This window comes from Rhizobium rhododendri, from assembly GCF_007000325.2.
GTDB classification, from domain to species: domain Bacteria; phylum Pseudomonadota; class Alphaproteobacteria; order Rhizobiales; family Rhizobiaceae; genus Rhizobium; species Rhizobium rhododendri.
Genome location: NZ_CP117269.1, coordinates 280,547 through 302,417, shown reverse-complemented (window position 1 = coordinate 302,417; position 21,871 = coordinate 280,547). Strand labels below are relative to the sequence as shown.

Genomic DNA, 21,871 nt, shown 5'->3' with positions numbered 1-21,871 from the left:
GCGGCATTCCCCCGGCCTTCCGAGATCCGCCGATTTCATCCAAAGTGCGTGAGATAGGCATTGGTCACACAATGATCCGGGCCGAGGCCGTAAACGATGGCATGGCGGTCGATGCAGGTGCACGGATGCGAGACGCCAAACTCGATGACATCGCCAACGGCGACGTCGCTCTGTTCGCCGAGCTGGATGAAGGCGTGCTGGTCGTTCAGCCGCACGACCGCGCATCCCGGCAGGTCGGCGTGGTGCCGCCCGTTTCGATAGAGCGCCAGCGGTTTTGGCAGACCCTGATCGTTGGCGACGTCACGCAGGCCCATGCCACAGATCGCAAGTCCCGCTTCGGGACGGGACAACACCTCCGCCCAGACCCGCAGCGCCGGAACGAAGGCCGCCGAGGCCGATTGCACGACCCCTTCCCGGACGTAACCGCCACGGATATCGAGATCGTCCAACCCACGCTGATGGATACCGTGATCGTGGAAGAAGATGGCTCCGCTGCGAAGCACCAGGCGGCAATGCGGATCGGCGGCCACCGCCGCGCGGAGCCCTGAGATGACCATATCAAAGAAGACAGATCCCCCGGCCGTGAGGATCAGCGGACGCGCATCCCCGAGGCGGGCGCGAAGCGCGATGAGAAATTCCGATGTGATGTGCAGGAGACTGCGAATGCGCTCTGCCGTTTCCTGCGGATCGGGCGTGGCGGCGGCGCCTTCGTAAGCGGCGATGCCCGTCAGCCTTAGCCTCGGCGTTTCCGACGCCAGAAGAAAGTCCAGGATGCCGAGACCCGCTTCCAGGCTTCGTTCACCGGCCCGGCCGGCGCCGAATTCAATCAACAGGCCAAGGGTCGGCAGATCGGCGCGCTCGCTCCATGCTTGGCGAAGGGCATCGACCGCTTCGCGGGAATCGACGAAGATATGGAGCTCCGCCTCTGGAAAGCCCGAAAGCAGCGCGGCCAGTCGCCGCGCGGCGGCAACTCCGCCGATCTCGTTGGCAAGGATCAGTTTTCGCTGACCGGCCTTCAGGAATACGCTTGCTTGGCGAATGTCCGCAACCGTCGTGCCCCAGGCGCCGGCAGACAGCAGCGCTGCGGCGAGCGCGGGTGCCATCGGCGTCTTCGCATGCGGGGCGATCTCGACGCCATGCTCCTTCATGAGCCCCATCATCGCCTCGATATTGCCGGCGAAGGCGGTTTGGTCGAGCGACATCAGAGGCAGCCCCATCTGGCCGTCATAGGGCTTCCAGTTCTGCGCGCCGATCGCATCGAGTGGCAGCGGCGGGTGACCGGGCGGAAAGCCGCGGATACGGTCATCGATCAGGGGATTGGGCAGGGCATTCAAGCTCACGTCAGACATGGTTCTCTCTCTCGGTGAAGGCCTCATCATCTCCAAGGCCCAGCCGGTAGGTGTCGTTGGCGGTGGAAAAGAAGAGCGATCGCTGCTCGTGCGGCGACAGAGGTTCGGCGGTACGCCGGAAGACGTCGTAGACTTCGTCGAACGTGGCATGCAGTCCCGCGACTGGGAAGTCGCTCGCAAACATGCAGCGCGACACGCCGAAGCTCTCGAGGCAGTGATGGATGACCGGTTCCAGGCTGTCGAAGCTCCAGACATGGTCATAGGCGACGAGGTCGGATATTTTGAGCCGTATGTTCGGCTCGCCACCGAGAGACGCCAGGCCCCTCTTCCAGAGCGCCATCCCTTCTTCCGTTCGATCCGCCGGGCTGCCGCCATGGTTCAGGACGAAAAGCGTCTCGGGAAATGCCCGGACAAGATCGCGTGCCTCATCCATCTGCCAAGGATAGAGCATCAGGTCGAAGACCAGTCCGATCCGGGCGACATGCGAGAGCCCGGAACGCCATTGCGGATCTGCCATCCGCCCTGCCCGAGGTGCAAAGCTCTTGGCAGAATCCGGATGCCAGCTAACGATGTCGCGGATTCCGACTACTCTCGGATTGGCCGCTTCCGCCGCAAGCCTGACACTTGCATCCGGATCGTCAAGCTTTACTCGGGCGACATAGCGCCGCGCGATGCCGCCCGCATGATCGAGAGCGTCAAGCCACGCGGTCTCCTCATGGGGATGATCGTTAGACCAGCCGGCTTCGACATGAACAGTGGCGACCACATTCTGGCGCGCTGCATCTCCAGCATAGTCCGCGATGCCGTAGTTTCGCAGCAACGCGGACATGCCGCAGAACATCGTTTCCTGCGTCTCGTCCCGCGCTTTCTCCAGCCAGGGATGGCGCTTGAGCCCCAGGTCCCAGAGATGGTGATGAGGATCGATCACCGGGCCGGCGTAGCGCGTCATCGACGTGCCTCCCGGCCCGAAATCAGAAGCAGCGCAAGAATAAGCGAGCCGAACATGATCGAACGCCAGCCGGCAGAGGCGTTGACGACGGTGATCAGCGCCGTCGTCGTCACCAGCAGGATTGCCCCTGGAATGGTTCCTGCATAGGTGCCCCGGCCGCCGAGGATGGACGTGCCGCCGAGCACTACTGCTGCGATGGAGGTGAGCAGGTAGGGATCGCCGATGCCGACATAGCCCTGCCGGTTCATCCCGAGGAGAAGGATGCCGGCGAGCCCGGCGAAAAAGCCGGACAGCGCATATAGAATGAGGGTGTTGCGTGTCATGCTGACGCCCGAGAGGCGGGCAGCCAGCGGATTGGCGCCGAGCGCGAGGAACCGGGCACCGATCGGCATGCGGTGGATCAGCACCAGCACGCTGACCGACACGACGATCCAGAGGAGCACACCAGCCGGAATACCGAGTGGGCGCGCTTGTCCCAGCATGACGACGGCCGGGTTCTGCACCGTCACGGCGCTGCCGCCCGCGACAAGGACCAGGACGCCCTGCAGGAAGGTCGCCATGGCGAGCGTCATGATGATCGGCGGAACCCGGAGAACGGAGGCGCCTGCTCCGTTGAGAAGACCGACGCTGATTGCAATCACGAGTGCCAGGACGACGCCGACCAAACCCGTCGGATCCCAGTCTGGCGACAGAAACGGCAGCAGGATTGCCGTGACGGTGATCACGGCGCCGACCGAAAGGTCGATGCCACCCATGAGGATCACCAGCGTCTGGCCGGCGGCGGCTATGCCGATAACTGCTGCCAGTTCCAGCAGGTAGCGCAAATGCCCATAGGCAGCGAAGCCGTGTAGCGTGAGGCCCGCCACGAGCCATACCAGCACAACGAGAACGAAGGTGAGGAGCGGCGGATTGCTAAAGAGCGATTTGAACAATCTCATCACGCGGCCCTCCACCGTCCGAGAAGCTCCGGAATGGCCACGGCTCCGACGATGATAAGCCCTTGGGCGACATATTGCGCAACGGGAGGAAAGCCGAGGAAAAACATAACGTTGATCATCACCGACAACAGTAGGCTGCCGCAGACCGCTCCCCGCATCGTCCCCCGGCCGCCGAGAAAACCGACACCGCCGAGAACGGCCGCCGCAATCGAGTTGAGCGTGAAGGGTGCGCCGATGATCGGATCGCCTGAACCGGTCTGGGCAGCCACGAACAGCCCTGCGAGCGTTGCCAGCAGGCCGGACAGCGCAAAGGCAATGATCTTCACCCGCTCGATCGGCACGCCAGACCGAAAGGCTCCAACCGGATTGTCGCCGGCGGCATAGATCCCGAGGCCGAGGGGCGTCGCGAGAAAGATTTTCCAGAACCCGAGGATCAGCAGCAGAAACAGGAAGGCGACCGGCGTGTGACCGGCCAGCGCCGTGGAGAGCCATTCAGGCACGAAGCCACCCGGCCGAGGCAACAGGAGCAGCGCGACGCCGGTGATGATGAAGGAGCCGGCGAGCGTCACGATGATCGCCGGGAGCCGAAGAAGTGCAACGATCGACCCTGTGGCAGCCCCGATGCAAAGGCCGGCGACGGCGACCGCCAAAATGCCGCCGGTGGCACCGAGAAAGCCGCCCATGGTCGTCGCGGCAACTACCGCGCCAAGGCTTACCAGCGGACCGATGGCAAGGGTGATGCCCCCGTTTAACATCAGCAGGGCTTGCGCCATGGTGACCAGCGCCAAGGGAAACCAGTTCTGCGTGAACTTGGAGAAGCCCCCGATCGACATGATGCCGGGAAAGAGCACGGCATAGAGCAAGAGGAAGGCTGCCACGACGATGTACAATCCGAAAAGGCCGCGATTTCGCTGTCGCTGCACGGCGCCGTAGAGGCTTGACGATGATGCAGGGGTCATGGAATGGCCTCTTCTTGCACGAGTTTCGCGTCGCCGCTTTCCTCGACCGCCATTGCGGCGCCGACGATGGCTTCCTCGGTAATGGCATCGCCCTGCAGTTCGACGACGATCCGGCCTTCGCGCAGAACCAAGACGCGGTCGCAGAGATGGACGAGTTCCGGCGTATCCGAACTTGCCAGGATCACGAGACGCCCCTCCGCCGCAAAGCGGCGCAGCATCAGATAGATTTCCCGCTTGGTCTCGATGTCCACGCCGCGCGTCGGGTCGTTGAGAAGGAGGACGCTCGGATCGAGCGGCAGCCACTTCGCCAGCGCGACTTTTTGTTGGTTTCCGCCGGATAGGGCCTGGACCGGCCGGGCCACGTCCCCCTTGATCATGAGCTGACTCGCGAGATCGCCGATAAGATCGGCTTCTGCGCGCCGGTTGCGCAGGCCACCACGCGCCAGTCGTGCCAGAGAAGGAAGGATGATATTCGAGGCGATCGAATGCTGTAAAACAAGACCTTCATGCTTCCGGTCGGCTGGAACGTAGACGATGCCAGCCGCATTGGCGGCGGCGACATCTTTCGGGAGGCCGGACCTGCCGTCGATCTCTGCCTCTTTCGCTTTCGCGGGAATGGCACCGTACAGACCGAGGAGAAGATCTTCCTGCCCCTGCCCGACTAGCCCGCCGATCCCGAGGATCTCACCAGTGCGCGCTGAAATGTTGGCATCGCGCACCATGCCGGCCGCAAAGCCGTCTGCCCGCAGGCGAAGCGCACCCGACACCGCCGCCGGGCGAGGTGGAAAGAGAGCGCCAGTCTCACGGCCGACCATCAGCCGTACCAAGCCTTCTCCATCGATGCCGGAAAGCGACCTGTCGGCGGTAATGCCCCCGTCCTTCAACACCGTGACATGGGAGCAGAGGGCACGCACCTCGTTCAGCCGATGAGAAATGTAAAGCACCGCCACGCCCCCGTCCCGCAGCGTGAAGACCAGGTTGGCGAGCACGCCTGCCTCGTGGGCCGACAAGGATGATGTCGGCTCGTCGAGGATCAGCACGCGGGGCTTTGCAAACAGCGCCTTGGCGATCTCCACCATCTGGCGCCGCCCGAGCGACAGGTCCGAGACCGGCGTGTCGAGGGGTTCGGTTATTCCGACCAGATCGCAGACATGCCCCACGCCGCGGGCAAGAGCGCGGTAGTCGATCAGGCCAAATCGCCGCGGATAGGCGCCGAGCCCGATATTTTCGGCGATCGACAGCTGACTGGTAAGGCTGAGTTCCTGCTGCACGACACCGATGCCAGCAGTTCTCGCCAAAGATGGCGAAAGCCGTGCAACGGCCTTCCCATCAATCGCGATGGTACCCTGATCCGGCGCCAGCGCGCCGGACAGGAGATTGATAAGCGTGGACTTCCCGGCACCATTCTCGCCCAGCAGGGCATGGACCCGGCCCGGCATAAGGGCGATGTCGACGCCCTTCAGAACTGGATTGCCGAAAAACCCCTTGAAAACTCCGCGCGCCTCCAGCACCGTCTGTCCAGCGGTCACGATGTTCTCTCCTGCCGGCTCACGAGGTCCAACATGGCTTCCACTCACTGTGCGAGGAGCTTGTCGAACAGCGCCTTGTCGTAGTTCGAATAGATATATCCGTCGGCGGGGAAGTCCTTGGCGCGGGCGAGATAGCTGTCCACGGAGCCGTTGTCGATTACCGGCAACGGAACCTTAATGAAGGCCGGAACGGTCTTTCCCTGGAGGGCCTGCACCGCCGTGTAGACCGAGAGCGCGCCCAGCCAGTTCGGCTGCATGGTGGCCCAACCCTTCAGACCCTTTTCCTTCCAGAGCTCAAGAAACTGGCGTGCATTCTCGCCCGTGATGGGAACCTGATCGCGACCTTGGCGATCGAAGGCGAGAACGGAGCCGGCCGACAAGGCGCCGCCGAGAGACAATATCCCGTCGATCTCCTGATTGGCAAAGAGCAGGCTGGTCATGGCTTCCTGGGCCGGTGCGACATTGTATTCGGTGTTCGTCTCGGTGATGACCTCGATGCCTTTGTTGGCGTCGAGAACCGGCTGCGCGCCCTTGCGCCGATCGTCGGAGACCGAGATACCTGCCGGACCGTTCATAACGATGATCTTGCCCTTGCCGCCAAGCTGGCCGACCAGCCATTTCGCGGCAGAAGCGCCCCATTCGTTGGAATCTGTGTTGATCTTTGCCGTCACCTTGTCCGTGTTGACGAGGCTGTCGAAATTCACGACGGCGATGCCCTTGTCGCAGGCATCGGAGATGACGCGGTCGAGCGCATTGGAAGAGCCGGCAATGACCACGATGGCATCCACATTGGCGTCGATCATCGACTGGATCTGCTGGATCTGGGTCTGTGCATTCCCCTGGGCGTCGGTGATCATCAAATTCTTGACCAGGCCTGACTTCTTGAGTTCTTCCGCTTCCGAGGCGATGGTGCCCTCGGTCTGCTTCATCCAGGTCGGCACCGAATAGATGTTCGCCCAGCCGATGGTGTAGGGCGCCTTGCGGTCGCCCTTGACGCAGCTCGATGCTGCAGACGCGCTGCTGAACGATGCAGCGACAAGAATGGTCGCAGTCGCCGCGGCAGCAAGGAGGCGGCGCAGTGTTGTGTTGGATTTGTTGGTAAGATTTTTCATTTCGTTCCCCTTTTTGAGGCGGCATCGCATGTATAAGCCGTACAGGCGCCGCTTATGGTAACGTTACCATTCGGAAAACCCGTGTCAATGATAACGTTACCATAGTATGACGAATTTTGGCTTGCGCTTTGGCGGCTTGCCCGACCTGATTGCCTTTCCGGCGATGGAGGTCAGGCGGTTGCCTGCGAGCGGGGCCCGGACTAGAGATCAGTGCTGGCAGGAGGCAAGGAAACGGATGGAGATTGAGCGCGAAGACGACAAAGCCACCTTCGTTTACGACGAAGTCGTACGCATCGCCGGCACGGGCGCGCCAAAACCTGTCCCGTTCGATGTCGAGGGCAAGGGGCAGCCGGGGCGCGCATCGATCGGCGACGTCGCGCGACTGGCCGAGGTCGCACCGATCACTGTTTCAAGGGCGCTGCGGAATCCCGAGATGGTCAGCCCCGACAAACGCCTGAGGATACAGCGCGCGGTTGAAGAAACCGGCTACAGTGTAAATCCCCATGCGAGCGCTCTCAAAAGCGGTCGATCCAATATCGTCCTGGCATTCGCTTCAAATCTCATGAGCGAACAGTTTTCCTTGGCGTTGCGGTCCTGCACCGCAGTCCTGGAAGATGCAGGCTACCTCTTTCTTGTCGGCCAGACTTCATACTCCTATGAACGCGAGACGGCAGCCATCCGCTCGCTACACGCCATGAAACCTGCCGCCGTGATGTTTACCGGTGTCATCGAACTGGAGACCAATCGAGAACTCCTTCGCGGCCTCGGCATCCCCATCATGGAGACCTGGGCGCTGCCGCGCGATCCGATCGACATGCTGGTCGGGTTCTCCAACACGGAGGCCGGATGGATCGCTGCCGATATCTTGCATAGAAAGGGATATCGCACTGTGTCCTATGTCGGCCGGCGCGGTGGCCGTGGCGCTCTGCGGCTGAAGGGCTTCCACGACGGTTGTGGTGCGCTCGGCATGACGCTGCTCGGCGAACACCTGATAGACGACGTCAATGGTGTCTCCGACGGCCGCCGCTGTCTGGCGGCCGCCATATCCCAAGCGGCAAGACCCGAGGCGCTCTTCTGCAGCAACGACGTTTTGGCGCTCGGCTGCATGATGGAGGCTCGCCGCCTGAACATCCGCGTGCCCGACGACCTTGGAATCCTCGGATTTGGTGAAAGCGACATCGCCGCCGAAATTCCCCCAGGTCTCACGACGATCGGTATCGACAGTGCCATGCTAGGCCGAAAAGCGGGTGAGATGTTGATTTCAAGTCTCTCGGGCGCGCCCCTCGCAGGTAAATTAAAACGTCTAGACCTGCGTGTGAGCGATCGCGGCAGTGTTTGATTGATCGCTCCCGCCTCAACAATGTCGCGCGGCACCACTTTGGACGGTCCCCATGATTGTCGCTCGATAAATTCCGTAGTGTTTGCTGCCGGTCTTGATAGGATTTGAACCGCCGACCACGCAGCCACAAAGTGCTTTCGCGAAGCCTCGATGACTGATCGGAGCGCGTTGTGAATATCATCTCTAGTATCTTTGACGCCCCTCACCGGTCATTCTTTGCTGGAGTACGAGGGAAACAGCTTGTGCACTTCGAATCTGAGAGTGCTGCTTCTGGAACGCTGAGGTATCAGACCATATTGCATCCGGGGAAGAACGGGCTGAGTGGCCGGCGGCTGTATCTCAGAGAGTTGTCAAACACCCGTCTCATGAATTACCAAACTCTTTGAAATAGGTCGGTTAGATGCTTTGCGACAAACCCATCCGCGGATCTCGCGGATGGTGAATATGCAACTACAACGTTTCTGCTCGCGAGTTTGAGCCCAACATTCTCCTGCACGTAAAAGCCTATCGCGGACGTCAGAATTCCGTCCACTCCTCCTGTTTTAAAGCAGTATTTCCACGGGAAGTGACCCGTGCCGTGGGAGTCGCCCGTTGCGACTTCATAGCGGATGCTGTTTGGCGAAGGCCAGTTGCTTGCGATCTTGCGCTCCCGCCCAGTTGAAACTGGCTGATTAGCTCACGCAGGTGCCCGGCTTCTGAGGCAAGGGTGGCGCTGGCAGCATTGCTTTCCTCGACCATGGCAGCGTTCTGTTGCGTAACCTGGTCCATTTGATTCACCGCCGTGTTGACTTCCGCCAACCCCACGGATTGTTCACGGGCTGATGTCGCAATAGCATCCATATGTTGGTTGACGGTTACGATGTAACTCTCGATAGTTTTCAGCGCATCCCCGGTCTCGCTCACCAGTTTTACACCGCTTTGCACTTCGAGCGAGGAATTGCGGATGAGTTCCTTGATTTCCTTGGCCGCCTTTGCGGAGCGCTGGGCAAGTTCCCGGACCTCCTGTGCCACGACTGCAAATCCCTTTCCAGCTTCGCCTGCACGAGCGGCCTCAACGCCTGCATTCAGGGCCAGGAGATTTGTCTGGAAAGCGATTTCATCGATCACGCCAATGATGTTGGAAACCTGATTGGAGGATTCCTCAATTTTCTGCATGGCATCGACGGCGTTCGCGACGACCTTACCAGACTGGGCGGCACTCGCATTGGCTTGTATAGCAACAGATCTAGCTTCTTCGGCACGCTTTGATGAATTAGCCACGTTGGCTGTGATCTGATCGAGTGCAGCAGCCGTCTCCTCTAGGGACGCGGCCTGTTGCTCTGTGCGCTTTGACAGATCCTCTGTGCCTTGGCTGATCTCGCTTGTCCCATTTTCGATTTGCCCTGCGACCTGCGCAACGGACCGCAGTGTATCTGCAAGCTGTCCTACCGCACCGTTCAAGTCATGACGAAGGGCGTCGAAATCAGGAGCGAACGCTTCATCTATTTGAAAGCTAAGGTCGCCGGAAGCGAGACGACGAAGACCGCCGGCGAGACCTGTCGTTGCTTCCTGCAAACGGATCTGTGCCGCATCTTCAGCCTCGGCGGTCAAACGAACTCGATCTGCCTCGCTTTGAACCCGCGTGGCGTCAGCCTCGGCTTCAAGACGTTTGTTGGATATAGCCGCCAAGCGGAACACTTCGACAGCACTTGCCATCTCGCCGATTTCATCGGCGCGGCCGACGAAGGGAACAGAGCTCGCTCTATCCCCACCAGCAAGCTTGGTCATTGCCGCCGTTATCTTGGAAATCGGTCGGCTAATCCCTGAAATTGCAAACCACACAGCGCCGAAGATAATGGCAAGAATGCCGCCAATCGCTGTATAGGTGATTTCGATTGTGGATGAAAACTCAACCGCACTGTCACTGGCAGCTTTTGTTGCTCCGTTCTTGTTCACTGCGACAAGCTGGTCAACGAGATCAGCCATCTTGTCTGCAATTGGGGACATTTCTTTATTCATGACCGCCTTGGCGTCATCATCCTGCGAAACCGAAGAAAACTTGACGAATCTCAGTCCCACCGCGCTGAGGCGTGAAAGATTGTCGCGAAGGTCTCCGAGCAGGCCGCGATCATTATCATCGAGACCGAGAGCCTCGTAGTTCTTAAATTCGTTGACGATCCGCGCTGTCCCCTTATCGATGGAGGTCTGCGCCTCATTCTGTGTCTTTTCGTCGGATGCTGCGAGATGCTCCAGATATGCCACGCGCAAGTCGGACAAGGCTGTATCGATTTCCTTTGCAGTGGCCACGCTTGGCAGCCAGTTGGTCGATATTGCGATGACGTTGTCATTGGTCGCCGTCAGCGAGCGAACTGCGAAATAGGAGAAAGCAACAATTGCAAATCCTACAACGAATAGAACGCCGATCAAGGCGGTTTTGATTTTGGGGCGTGTCACGCGGGAAGCTCCTCAACGGCATGGGTGTGCATATCGGCAAAATATGCTGGCCAGAGCAAACCATCTGCTTTGGTTCAGCTCAAAACACACAGCCATCGTGTGCTATCGAGTTGGAAACATAAGGCGAATATTTCAGACGATGGTTAAATTATATGTAAGATGCAGCTCTCTATCGAACGTCCGCACAAGTCAGACGCAAAACAAGCCTATACTGGGTGGTACAAACATGACCTGGTCGTTTAGTTACGGAGGAGATATAGCGGCTTTATGGAACTTCCCCAGTGATTTCACTGGGAGTTCTCGAGCCGTCGACGACTAACTACTGGCTTTATTGGTCGCAAACCGTCATCTTGGCTCTAGACTAACTTGTCTGGATGCGGAGACTGCTGCTCGACAAGTAAGACCGGTATGAAGGTCGAGGTTAAAGCGTCGCTCTCACCCAGCGACCTCGCTACCGGCAAGCCAAGCTAAATCATCGTGAAATCCCGCGGCTTGTTCTAGGGCCACAGAGCACATGCTGTAATAGCGTTGTATCCGCAGAAACATAATGATACGCCCTATCACACACCTCGCATCAGAGTACTTTCACCATGTTTAACCGTTTGCCCACATATTTTCGTCTTACATCCTTCTTTCTGCTTATGCTCTTTTCGGCTCCAGCATGGGCAGATCGAGTCGTCGTCGACCAAATTGGAAAGACCGTCCACTTGCCAGAGGTTGTCGCCCGGGTTGTCATCCTGCAGCACCAGAGTCTCAATATCGCAGTCCAGCTTAACGCCATGTCCAAGGTCGTGGGTGTGCTGGACGAATGGCAAAAACAGCTAGGAAAAAATTATCTGCGCCTTGCTCCGGAACTTTCAAAGATGCCGACGCCCGGCGGCCTGACGAAGGTCAACATCGAGGAGTTGCTGAAGCTGAGGCCCGACGTGGTGATCGTGACCAACTATGCGCCTCCCGAGATGATCTCCCAGATCGAAGGAACGGGTATCCCCGTCGTTGCGATCTCGCTTCTCGACGTGCCGCCATCGGAAGCCACCAAACTTAGCCCGTCAGTGGCTGATGAGCCGAAAGCCTACGATGCCGGCTTTGCTAACGGTGTCAGGCTCATCGCCGACGTCTTGGACAAGAGACAGCAGGGCGCGGAGTTGATCGCTTATGCGATGAAGAACCGGAAGCTGGTCGCAGATCGGCTGGCAGGGCTCGATGAGTCGATGCGCGTTCCGGTCTACATGGCAAATCCTGACCTGACCACATATGGCCATGGCAAGTACACGGGACTGATGATGGCCAAGGCCGGTGCCCGCAATGTCGCCGACAGCGTTGCCGGCTTCAAGCAGGTCACTATGGAGGACGTTCTGTCGTGGAACCCGGCCGTGATCTTCGTCCAGGAGCGTTACCCCGAGGTCGTCAAGGATATCAAGACTTCCAACTCCTGGCAGACAATCGATGCCGTTAAGAACGACCGGGTCTACCTGATGCCGGAATATGCCAAGGCCTGGGGCTATCCGATGCCGGAAGCGCTGGCTTTGGGTGAGCTTTGGATGGCGAAAACGCTTTATCCCGATCGCTTTGCCGATATCGATATGAAAAGCGAAGCAGACGAGTACTACCGAAAGTTCTACCGCACCGACTACCAGTCGGCCTTGTGAGCGGAAGACTAACAGCCGTGTTCGCAGCACCAAGATTGGTGTTATGGGTCCTAGCCACTCTGTTCATTGCGGTGGCTGTGTGCTCGTTGGGCGTCGGCCGCTACGGGATTTCTGCAGCACGGGTCGTGGCCATCCTGATTGATCCCATCATCTCGGCAAACCCTACAGTCTCGGCAGTCGAGCGCACCGTCGTGTTCACTGTACGCCTTCCTCGTGTCCTTCTTGCGATGTTCGCAGGAGGTGGGCTGGCGCTTGCAGGTGCCACACTACAGGGCGTCTTTCGCAATCCTCTTGTTGGACCACAAATCATCGGCGTGTCTTCGGGCGCAGCTTTCGGGGGCACTCTGGCAATTTTGTTGGGTTTCCCCAGCTACTGCCTGCTCTCGAGTGCTTTTCTGTTCGGACTGTTTGCTCTCTTTCTCGTCTACGGCTTGAACATTCTTGTCGGAAGGAAAAACATTCTCGCGCTCGTTCTTTCTGGCGTTGTTGTCAGCGGGTTTTTCGGCGCGCTGGTAAGCCTCGTACAGTATCTGGCCGATACCGACGAGAAGTTGCCGGCAATCGTGTTCTGGCTTCTCGGCAGCTTTGCAACCGCGAACGCTTCAAAGCTTGAATTGATCGCTATCCCAGTTCTGGTGGCCTCCGGTTTCCTCCTCGCGCTTCGCTGGCGGGTTAATTTACTGTCGCTTGGCGACGAAGATGCAGCGGCCCTCGGTGTGCGGGTGGAGTTGCTCCGCTGGATGATCCTTTGCCTCGTCACCGTTATCGTCGCAGCGCAAGTAGCAGTGAGCGGCATTATTGGCTGGGTCGGCCTGATCGTCCCTCATATGGCCCGTACCGTTGTGGGACCCGACCACCGATTTATGCTTCCGGCTTCTTTGATGATCGGTAGCATCTACGTTGTCCTCATCGATGACGTCGCCCGAACCCTGTCAGCCACCGAAATTCCCCTCGGCATCCTGACAGCGTTGATCGGAGCGCCAGTCTTTGCCATTCTCCTGCGCCACAGCCAGTCGCAAGGTCTCAGATGAGCCGTTCCATTATAACGATTAGGGATGCAGGGCACAGCTACGACGGTCAGCGTTGGCTGTTTCGCAATCTCGCTTTCGAGCTACGTTCAGGCGAGATCCTGGCCATCCTCGGCCCAAACGGGCGTGGGAAGTCGACGTTGCTTCGCGCACTCGCTGGCCTGATCAACCTAACGGTTGGCAACATCCAGCGATCCGGGTCAATTGGCTTCGTGCCTCAGGATTTTGGAGGGTCATTTCCCTATTCCGCGCTCGATATCGTTCTCATGGGTCGTGCTCGCCACATCTCGACATTCCGAAGCCCCAGCAAGGCCGACGAAGCGATCGCTCTCGACGCCCTGGCCACCACAGGCATGCAGTCATTTTCGCAAAAGAGTTTCAATCACCTCTCAGGTGGCGAGAAGCAACTCGTTCTCATTGCCAGGGCGTTAGCCGGAAAAAACGAGTGCCTTCTGCTTGATGAACCCGCATCTGCCCTCGATCTCAAAAATCAGGCAAGCGTGCTGGACCTCATGCGGGGTGTTGCCCTGAGCCAAAACCTTGCGGTGGCCTTTACAACCCATCAGCCCAATCATGCGCTCGCGATCGCCGATCATGTTCTGATGCTGTTTGATGAAATCGAAGCGGTTCTAGGGCCAGTAGAAAACATAATGACGGATGAAAATCTTGCAGCGCTATACGGTATCCCAGTACGCTCCATAACTTTTACGCACGATGGAGATCGGCACACTTCCATCGTGCCCATACTTAGAGACCGAACTTCAGGAGTTTAGACAGGAAACAACCATGCAGACCAGGATCAAGCCGACGCCTCTCATCGTCCTGGCAGCGGGAAGTCTTCGCAACGTCTTCGTCGAAATTATTTCGGAGTTCGAACGTCAGTTGGGAATACCTGTGCATATTGAACACGGTCCCGCAGGCCTACTTCGAGAAAAGATTGAGGAAGGTGCATTGTTCGACGTCTTCGCATCTGCCAACTTGGCTCATCCGGAAAAACTGCATTCGCTAGGGCTGACCGGCCCAGTCCTTTGCTTTGCGCAAAACCGTCTATGCTTGATCGCTCGCCGAAGCCTTGCAGTTAACGAAGAAAATCTGATCGATGTGCTTGCGGATCCAGAAGTGAGGCTGGGAACATCCACTCCGATGGCCGACCCCTCCGGAGACTACGCTGTCGAGTTCTTCCAGAACGTCGAGCGTCGTCATCCCGGAAAAGGACGATTGCTTGCTGGCAAGGCCCAGGCGTTGGTGGGCGGGCGAAATTCCGCTCCGATCCCGAAAGGCAGGACACCCGCCGGTTACCTGATCGGACAAGGAACAGTAGACACATTTATCAGCTACGCATCCAACGGGTTGCTCAATGAAGGTGACCCGAACCTCGTTGTCGTTCCGCTTCCCGAAGCTTTAGGGCCGACCGCAAAATACGGTGTTTCGTTGCGTCGGAATGCAGCGGGATCGGCCGCACTGTTCCGCAATCACTTATTCACACCGACGACCAAACTCGCATTGGCCGGGCATGGATATGTGGCGGATGGCGACTCGTCATACGAGGCGCCAGCGAATGCCAGACCGCGGAAGATCCGCGCAACAATTTGACTCAACCACCTTGCTGTTTCGTTGAGTAAGTCAGCAAATCAGCGATAAGTCGTCAACGCGACCATCTGGCGTGCCACCTAAACGCCCCTAAACCCCAATTCGAATGTAAGCACAGGTAAACCCAAATGGCTTTACGCTTGTCGCCTCAGTCAGCTTAAGACGATATCCATATCGGCCCATCAACTCTGTAACATCGACGCCTTCTCCACCTCAAACACGTTGTCCTTGTGTGGGAGTTTCCAGTTTCTGATTTGCTGGAGGGCTTTCTTGGTTGCTGCCTTGGCATCCGATGCGACGAGCAGAATATTGCGGCAGTTCGCCGAATTCTGTGGGATCGTATCCGCCTAGATTAACGAAAAATAATTTCGTCGCAGACGCTTGTTCCAACAGTTCGGTGGTGCGTGTCACATCGTAGCCATCCGCCTGTTCGACCGTATCCATCCGAGGTGAACCGCAGGATTTTTGCTTTTGCGCGTGGTAAATTGGCGGGATGGAGATCGACGAAGGCAAAATCGACGATGCTGTGCTGGCGCTGCTATGGCTGACGCTTCACAACGAGCGTTGCGCCTGGAAGGGTTTTGACTGGGCTACGACGGATCGGTTGCATCAGAAAGGCTTGATTGGCGATCCGGTGAACAAGTCGAAGTCGCTGGTGCTGACGGATGAGGGTCTACGCCGATCGGAAGAGCTTTTCCGGCAGTTATTTACGCAGCAACCGCAATCTCCGCCGCCTTGATCCTCTTCCATTCCCATGGCAACAATTCGTGCAGGTGGGAGACGGGCAGATCGGCGATGCGAGCCAGCACGTCCGCCAGCCAGGCCTTCGGATCGATATCGTTGAGACGGGCCGTGGTGATAAGGGTCAGCATGATGGCAGCCCGGTCTGCGCCGCGATCGGACCCGGCGAAGTTCCAGTTTTTCCTTCCGCACGCCACGCCGCGCAGAGCTCTTTCCGCCGCGTTGTTCGTCATGCAGATCCTGCCGTCATCGGCGTATCTGGCAAAGTCCTGCCAGCGCGACAGCATGTAGTTGATCGGCTCAAGCACCGGTGAGGATCGCGACAAACCTTCCCGCTCCTGCCGCAACCAGGTCTCCAGCTCTTCGAGCAGCGGTTTGCTCATTTCCTGGCGCACGGCAAGTCGCTCACCGGCGCTCTGGCCGTTAATGTCGCGCTCTATGTCAAACAGCGCATCGATACGCTTGACCGCCTCCAACGCCGTCGCAGAGACAGGCTTTGCCCCTTTGCCCCGCCGGGCACTTCGCGAGACATCTGCCAACTCGAAGAACTTTCGGCGCGCGTGGGCAAAACAGAAGGCCGGCGTCACCGGGATCTGTTTCTTGGTCCGATCGAAGAGCGGATTGAAGCCATTGTAGCAATCAGCCTGCAGGATACCGGTGAACTCGGCCAGGTGTCGTTGCGGATGCTCACCCCGCCTATCACTGGAGGCGTAGAAGACGGCCGCCGGCGGTGATAGCCCACCAAACGGCCTGTCGTCGCAAACGTAGGTCCATATGCGCCCCGTCGTGCACTGGCCCTTGGCGAGGATCGGGATGGTGGTGTCGTCGCCGTGCAACCGCTCGGCCGCAAACACATGGGTCTCAATGAGATCGAACAGCGGTGTGACGGCGGCGCTGACGTAGCCAACCTGGTCGGCAAGCGTCTGGGTGGACAGATCGATCCCTTCACTGCGAAAGCGACGGCTCTGGCGGTTGAGCGGCTGATGCTCAGAGAATTTGTCGAAGACGATGGTGGCGAGTAGCTTGGGGCCGAGAAAGCCACGTGGCGTTGCATGGAAGGGTGCGGGCGATTGGCTGATGCAGCCGCAGTCCCGGCACGTGAACTTCTCCCGCACGGTCTCGACGACCTTGAAGCGGCGCGGGATCTCCTCCAGCGTCTCGGTGGTGTCCTCACCGAGCTTCGACAGGCGTTCGCTGCCGCAGTGATCGCAGGCACTGGGCGCGTCGATGACGACGCGCTCGCGCTCGATAGTCTCTGGCCAAGGCTTGCGCACTGGCCGCTTGCGGGTGAAGGCACGCACGACTTGGGTTTTGGCGGCAGACACTTGTGAAGCGAGCTCGTCCTCGGTGGCATCGGCAACCAGCTCCTCGAGCTGCAATTCCATCTGGTCGATCAGCCGCTGGGTGCGCTCCCGGCTTGGACCATGTTTGTCGCGTTCCAGCTTGGCGATCAGCAATTGCAGATGGGCGTTGAGCGCCTCGATGCTGGAAAGTTTTGCCTTGGCGCTGGTGGCTTCCGCCTCGGCCCGCAACCGTGCCTCGCGTTCTATCAGCAGCGCGGCGTGGGCGCTGGCAAGATCGTCAGGAAAGGAAAGCGGTGGTAACGACATGCCAGAATAAGAGCATATTTCTTCAACAAATTCAATGATGAAGAAACTCAAACGCGTGTTGGACGCCAAGTTTTCTGAGGAGCTCGCCAGTCAATTCCAGAGAGCAAATAGGAAAGCTGCGCCGGTGTGATCGCCACCGCGCCACCCTGCACATTCGGCCAGATAAACCGGCCGCGTTCTAATTTTTTCGTGAACAGGCATGCGCCCTGGCCATCATGCCAGATCAACTTTATCAGGTCACCGCGGCGGCCCCTGAAGCAGAACAAATGACCGCCCAGCGGATCATGCTTTAACAGGTCGCGGAAATATCCCCCATTTTTCCGCCGATCCTGGCTAGACAGCTCGAAGACAGGCCGTGATGAAGCTTTTTCAGAGGCCTTGTCGGCCCATTTTGTCGCCATCCGCCTGGTTCGGCGGATTCTGGACGCGATTATGCCGTCGCCAGCAGCTTTGGAATTCTCACCAGATTATAGGCGGTGGCTGTCAGGGTGAACATCCAGCCGACGCGATCATTTCCGCGATGCCGGGTCTTGCGCATTCCGCCGCTGGTCTTGGCCCAGCCAAACACTTCTTCGATGCGCTTGCGAATGCGCTGACTGACACCGTAGCCGGGATGATGGGTGGTCCGACCATCAATTGCCGAGCGTCGGTTCGTCGTGTTCTGGGCGACGTGTGGCGTCACCTTTGCGTCCCGCAAGGCTTCGACGAAGTCGGCAGTATCGTAGGCTTTGTCTGCAGCCAATGTGATGCGGTGACGACCATCCATGCGACCCACCATATCCAGAGCTGCCTCGCGCTCTGCGGTTCCACTCGCATGGGTCAGCGTGGCGTCGACAACCAGGCCGTTGCGGTTTTCCATTATGACGTGACCCATGTGGCAAAGCTTGGCCGCCTGGCCACGGGCCTTCTTGTAAAGCCTGGCATCCGGGTCAGTGGTCGACGCATGGGTTGCGTTGCTGCGCTTCTCACCGTGGAAATCACGCTCAGAGTTGCGGCCTGCGGCCTTTGGCGGCTGTTTCCCTTCAGCGCCAGAGCCGCTGTCGTCAGTGTCGCTACCATCTGCGCCGTCCCTGGGTTTGAAGCTCTTCATGCTGGCCCAGGCTTCGATCAAGGTGCCGTCCACCGAGAAGTGGTCGTCTGACAGCAATGCCTTAACCCGCGGCTGGCTTAGCAAAGCGGCTAGAAACTTGGCGGCGATGTCGCCAGCCAAGAGCCGCTCACGGTTCTTGGTGAACACGGTGACGTCCCAGATCGGCGCGTCCATCGACAAGCCCACGAACCAGCGGAACAGCAGATTGTAGTCCATCTGCTCCATGAGCTGACGCTCAGAGCGGATCGTGTAGAAGGCCTGCAACAACAGAGCGCGCAGCAGCTTCTCCGGCGGGATCGACGGCCGGCCGATCGCTGAATACATCCCCTCGAAATCCGGGGACAGAACTTCCAGCGCCTCGTCTACGATGGCACGTATCGGCCGCAGCGGATGGTTTGCCGGAACGCGGGCTTCGCAGCTTACATAAGAAAACAGACCCGCCGTCTGGTCATCACTGCCGCGCATGTTCTGCTCCCGCCAATCAATCACCCAGGCATGGAATCACGCCAGTCCGCTCACAGCAAGGGCCTTTTTCCGCAACCTGTTAAAACTTCCTGCACCCGAAGGGCCAAGGATGGAAAGCCACACCGCATGTCGGTATGTCCGGTCGACAGCCACACCTTGATCTCCGCCCCCATCGGAAACGGATTCATCGCAATGTCTCCAAACCACGCATGATCCGTAGCAAAACGTCCACATCGATATCCTGGCCCATGATCACACGCCGGCCGTTCGCACTCACCACCTCTATGCGACCCCGGTCGGTGATGGGAGACGGCACCGCGACAGTTTCCGCAGGAGGCGTGCTCGCAAAAACAGGCTCGGCAGCAACGACAATCGCCGGAACAAACTCGTTCGTCGAGCGGTGGACAAGGCGTCCTTCCCGCACGGCCCTGCGCCAGGCATTCAACTGCCAACGCGTGATCCCGTGACGCTGCGCCGTGACTGTTACCTGCCGCGGGCCAGCATAACTCTCAGCCACGATCGCCAGCTTCGCTTCATCCGTGAAACGCCGCCGACGCCCGCTATCGACAATCTCCATCCGGCTGAAACGCCCCGAGTGATCGCTTGTGATGTCCATGAAAGCACCGTCTATATTGCCGTCTATATAGACAGAGCATCCACACGATCACTCAAATCCGCAATCCGGTTCAGCTCGGATGCGTACGTTCGACCGCGCCCCAGCAATCGAGGTGCAAGCTCTTTGGATCGCCCCACCATTGATTGCGCAGATCGTCGCGGCAATCCTCCGCAGTCTCACCGATCGAAAACCTCACATCATGCAGTTCAATGTTCGAATTCCCGCAATCACCACCGATATAAAACATAAACAGCTTCATCGTCTCTCCATCATCAAAGTCGGTCCTAACCGAATGTGAACGCGTAGGCCTGAACACCGGGATCGAGGAACTTGATCTGGAATGTATGATCGGCCACCGGCCCCTTCTGGCGGACCAGCTGATACAGACGCTGGCCCGTGATCGTTCCCTTTCCTGCGGCATCCGTGTCCGTTCCGTGACGTCCGGGACGCTGTGCATGTAAGCGAGCTGCTGGCCAGTATTTTCGCCTTTGGTGACGTCAACGCGCTGTTCCCGGTCGAAATAGGCAATTACGACGTTGGCCCTGCCCATGCCCGCCGCGATGTCGATTTCCAGTCGTTGAACGTACAGCATAGGGGTCGAGCTGAGTGACCACATGGCCGACCAGCAATATTTACGCTCATCCCGCGGCCGAAAAATATGGAGCATCGACGAAAGCTGTCCTTGGCTCGATGGGGTACACCGAGGCGCAGATCCGTGATCTGGTCGATGGAGGCGCTGCGAGTACTTCCTGGAGCCGAGAATACCTACCAAGTTAATGGTAGGCGGCTGACGATTACCGGCACCCTTGCTAGCCGTCCATCTGCCTAATCCGGCAGTGCGCCAACTAGTCTGGGAATTGCGACCTTCCGAAAACGCTTGAACGCCGCCGTATCGCCCGTTGCCTTCATCCGTATCAAGGTACCCTCGTATGCATCGACCACACTGACCGCCGCGCTGTCGACATCTACCTGCTTGTCGATTTGACCCAAACTTTGGGCAAGCGCCAGCAGTTGGCGGATGCTATCCTCCCATTGGCGATACGACGCCGATAGCTTGGTGGATACAGTTGGGTTCCGTGATGTGACCGTTTGTGCGATGACGCCGTAGAGGCAACCGCCGGATGGGTGCTCATCGGTAATCTCTCGTTCCAGCACCGCGAAGTACTCGTCAAACCTCGACAGTGGGCTGATCGACGTATCGTTGAAAATTGCCTCGCGAACGGCCCGATACTTCTCCTCATAGGCCTCAATGATCGCAACCACGTAATCATCTTTGCTTTTGAAAAAATGGTAGAATGAACCCTTTGGCACTTTCACCGAGGTCAATATAGGCCCGATACCAATGCCCTCGTAGCCGTGTGCCAGCAGTTGGCGCATGCCCTCGGAAATAAGTTTTTCCCGCGTCGTAGATTGAATGGCCATTACTAGACGACTCATCTACTACTAAAAAAGTTCATTTGTTTTCTCCGTCGCGAGCTTTTTATGACCCTAACACAAACACGGCCTGTTGGCATCGCCCTTGTTTTAACGTAGGCAGTTTTGTGGAGCACCGCCGGGCTGTTCGTGAGGATGGCAAACCTTGATATGTGGTCTATCGTCGCCTGGCGCTCGGGGTTTTCGTTTGTAACGCTTGGCATCTACATTCTACTTCGCAAACGTGCTGAGCAAGGCGCGAGCCCTCGGTGTTTCGGGTGGCCCGGCATATTCGCCTGCATGGTCTCAGTTGTTGCCGCAATAGCTTACATCGCGTCTTTACAGTGGACCTCAGTCGCGAACGTCATGACCGTTTATGCGGCCCTCCCCTTCCTGGCGACGACAATCGCATTCTTGTGGTTTAAGGAACGTGTGACATCTCGCTTTGCTATTGCCGGCATCGTCGCATTTTGCGGTGTGGCGCTGACCGTTGGGGCCGCCGTCGCCACACGCGATATAATAGGCATAGCAGCGGCGTTCGTGATGACGTCAGGCTTTGCATTCCAGCTCGTGATCGCAAGGCGATATCCCACCCTTGACATGCCTATGATGACCGTTTGCTCCGCCGCGCTCTGCGTCTTTGTAGCGGTGCCGTTCATGCAGTTCGTAATCCCGTCACCCTTACAGCTACTGGCCTGCGCACTTTATGGCGTCCTGACGACCGGTATCGCTTATGTGCTCGTCCTCATGGGATCAAGATTGATCGGCTCGGGAGAGGCGGGGTTCCTCTCAATGTTGGACGTCGTTTTGGGACCATTTTGGGTATGGCTGTTTTATGATGAACGCATCGGGGTTCCAGTCTTTATTGGCGGATGTGTCGTGCTTGGTGCCGTTGGCTGGTACCTTCTTGGAAGTTCGAAAGAACATGAGCCTCCCACAAGGTAGTGGGCTGGGAGAGGATCACTTGGACATTGAGGTTTGCCTGTTTGCACGGCCGGGATGGGCTACCTGTTTCAGGTTGTTATCGCAAACGACTGGGACATAGGCGAAAAGTGTTTGCC

General features: G+C 58.4%; 21 protein-coding genes. 7 read left to right on the top strand and 14 right to left on the bottom strand.

The window, feature by feature from the left end; translation table 11 throughout:
* Positions 1-35 precede the first annotated feature (35 nt).
* Genes PR018_RS26355 through PR018_RS26330 form a run of 6 tightly spaced genes read right to left on the bottom strand, consistent with a single transcriptional unit; the run spans position 36 to position 6,836 of the window.
* The gene (locus PR018_RS26355) at positions 36-1,349 is read right to left on the bottom strand and encodes an alanine racemase (RefSeq protein WP_142832419.1); all 1,314 of its coding nucleotides are present in this window, start codon (positions 1,347-1,349) and stop codon (positions 36-38) included.
* Positions 1,342-2,298 carry an amidohydrolase family protein gene (locus PR018_RS26350; RefSeq protein WP_142832418.1) on the bottom strand — a complete coding sequence of 319 codons (957 nt, stop codon included), beginning with the start codon at positions 2,296-2,298 and terminating at the stop codon, positions 1,342-1,344. Before PR018_RS26350 ends, PR018_RS26355 begins: the two co-directional genes overlap by 8 nt.
* Positions 2,295-3,236 carry an ABC transporter permease gene (locus PR018_RS26345; protein WP_142832417.1) on the bottom strand — a complete coding sequence of 314 codons (942 nt, stop codon included), beginning with the start codon at positions 3,234-3,236 and terminating at the stop codon, positions 2,295-2,297. The genes PR018_RS26350 and PR018_RS26345 overlap by 4 nt, the downstream gene beginning before the upstream one ends.
* The gene (locus tag PR018_RS26340) at positions 3,236-4,195 is read right to left on the bottom strand and encodes an ABC transporter permease (protein ID WP_142832416.1); all 960 of its coding nucleotides are present in this window, start codon (positions 4,193-4,195) and stop codon (positions 3,236-3,238) included. The genes PR018_RS26345 and PR018_RS26340 overlap by 1 nt, the downstream gene beginning before the upstream one ends.
* Positions 4,192-5,724, bottom strand: a complete 1,533-nt coding sequence (locus PR018_RS26335) for a sugar ABC transporter ATP-binding protein (protein WP_142832415.1) — start codon at positions 5,722-5,724, stop codon at positions 4,192-4,194. Before PR018_RS26335 ends, PR018_RS26340 begins: the two co-directional genes overlap by 4 nt.
* A gap of 44 nt (positions 5,725-5,768) precedes the next feature.
* Entirely contained in the window at positions 5,769-6,836 is a 1,068-nt protein-coding gene (locus PR018_RS26330) for an ABC transporter substrate-binding protein (protein WP_142832414.1), read from the bottom strand.
* Positions 6,837-7,071: 235 nt separating this feature from the next.
* Between PR018_RS26330 and PR018_RS26325 the strand changes: the two genes are divergently transcribed.
* Complete coding sequence (locus PR018_RS26325; protein ID WP_142832413.1) at positions 7,072-8,175, top strand: LacI family DNA-binding transcriptional regulator; 1,104 nt, start codon at positions 7,072-7,074, stop codon at positions 8,173-8,175.
* Between the two features lie 516 nt (positions 8,176-8,691).
* Here PR018_RS26325 and PR018_RS26320 read toward each other — a convergent pair.
* Positions 8,692-10,608 carry a methyl-accepting chemotaxis protein gene (locus PR018_RS26320; protein WP_142832412.1) on the bottom strand — a complete coding sequence of 639 codons (1,917 nt, stop codon included), beginning with the start codon at positions 10,606-10,608 and terminating at the stop codon, positions 8,692-8,694.
* Positions 10,609-11,198: 590 nt separating this feature from the next.
* Here PR018_RS26320 and PR018_RS26315 point away from each other — a divergent pair.
* From PR018_RS26315 to PR018_RS26300, 4 genes are read left to right on the top strand one after another with little or no spacing between them, the layout of a single operon-like run.
* Entirely contained in the window at positions 11,199-12,257 is a 1,059-nt protein-coding gene (locus PR018_RS26315) for an ABC transporter substrate-binding protein (RefSeq protein WP_142832411.1), read from the top strand.
* 35 nt (positions 12,258-12,292) lie between these two features.
* Positions 12,293-13,288 carry a FecCD family ABC transporter permease gene (locus tag PR018_RS26310; RefSeq protein ID WP_142832423.1) on the top strand — a complete coding sequence of 332 codons (996 nt, stop codon included), beginning with the start codon at positions 12,293-12,295 and terminating at the stop codon, positions 13,286-13,288.
* A complete protein-coding gene (locus PR018_RS26305) occupies positions 13,285-14,058 on the top strand; it encodes an ABC transporter ATP-binding protein (protein WP_142832410.1) in 774 nt (257 codons plus the stop codon). The genes PR018_RS26310 and PR018_RS26305 overlap by 4 nt, the downstream gene beginning before the upstream one ends.
* A gap of 13 nt (positions 14,059-14,071) precedes the next feature.
* Complete coding sequence (locus PR018_RS26300) at positions 14,072-14,878, top strand: substrate-binding domain-containing protein (protein WP_161991032.1); 807 nt, start codon at positions 14,072-14,074, stop codon at positions 14,876-14,878.
* Positions 14,879-15,088: 210 nt separating this feature from the next.
* Here PR018_RS26300 and PR018_RS26295 read toward each other — a convergent pair whose 3' ends face one another.
* Complete coding sequence (locus tag PR018_RS26295) at positions 15,089-15,319, bottom strand: hypothetical protein (RefSeq protein ID WP_142832408.1); 231 nt, start codon at positions 15,317-15,319, stop codon at positions 15,089-15,091.
* Between the two features lie 49 nt (positions 15,320-15,368).
* Here PR018_RS26295 and PR018_RS26290 point away from each other — a divergent pair, with 49 nt between their 5' ends.
* A complete protein-coding gene (locus PR018_RS26290) occupies positions 15,369-15,614 on the top strand; it encodes a DUF6429 family protein (RefSeq protein ID WP_142832635.1) in 246 nt (81 codons plus the stop codon).
* Here PR018_RS26290 and tnpC read toward each other — a convergent pair.
* The 6 genes from tnpC to PR018_RS26255 form a co-directional block, all read right to left on the bottom strand.
* Complete coding sequence (gene tnpC / locus PR018_RS26285) at positions 15,583-17,226, bottom strand: IS66 family transposase (protein ID WP_279621491.1); 1,644 nt, start codon at positions 17,224-17,226, stop codon at positions 15,583-15,585. The genes PR018_RS26290 and tnpC overlap by 32 nt on opposite strands.
* A 47-nt stretch (positions 17,227-17,273) precedes the next feature.
* Positions 17,274-17,627: an IS66 family insertion sequence element accessory protein TnpB gene (tnpB, locus tag PR018_RS26280; protein WP_279621490.1), complete on the bottom strand. Its 354-nt coding sequence runs from the start codon at positions 17,625-17,627 to the stop codon at positions 17,274-17,276.
* Between the two features lie 29 nt (positions 17,628-17,656).
* Complete coding sequence (locus PR018_RS26275; protein WP_143123525.1) at positions 17,657-18,781, bottom strand: IS5 family transposase; 1,125 nt, start codon at positions 18,779-18,781, stop codon at positions 17,657-17,659.
* A gap of 184 nt (positions 18,782-18,965) precedes the next feature.
* Positions 18,966-19,397 carry an IS66-like element accessory protein TnpA gene (gene tnpA / locus PR018_RS26270; RefSeq protein WP_142832636.1) on the bottom strand — a complete coding sequence of 144 codons (432 nt, stop codon included), beginning with the start codon at positions 19,395-19,397 and terminating at the stop codon, positions 18,966-18,968.
* A gap of 70 nt (positions 19,398-19,467) precedes the next feature.
* Positions 19,468-19,644, bottom strand: a complete 177-nt coding sequence (locus tag PR018_RS26265; protein WP_244615576.1) for a DUF1543 domain-containing protein — start codon at positions 19,642-19,644, stop codon at positions 19,468-19,470.
* Positions 19,645-20,222: 578 nt separating this feature from the next.
* Positions 20,223-20,819: a TetR/AcrR family transcriptional regulator gene (locus PR018_RS26255; RefSeq protein WP_142832329.1), complete on the bottom strand. Its 597-nt coding sequence runs from the start codon at positions 20,817-20,819 to the stop codon at positions 20,223-20,225.
* Between the two features lie 147 nt (positions 20,820-20,966).
* Here PR018_RS26255 and PR018_RS26250 point away from each other — a divergent pair, with 147 nt between their 5' ends.
* Positions 20,967-21,755 carry a DMT family transporter gene (locus tag PR018_RS26250; protein ID WP_341799010.1) on the top strand — a complete coding sequence of 263 codons (789 nt, stop codon included), beginning with the start codon at positions 20,967-20,969 and terminating at the stop codon, positions 21,753-21,755.
* Positions 21,756-21,871 lie beyond the last annotated feature (116 nt).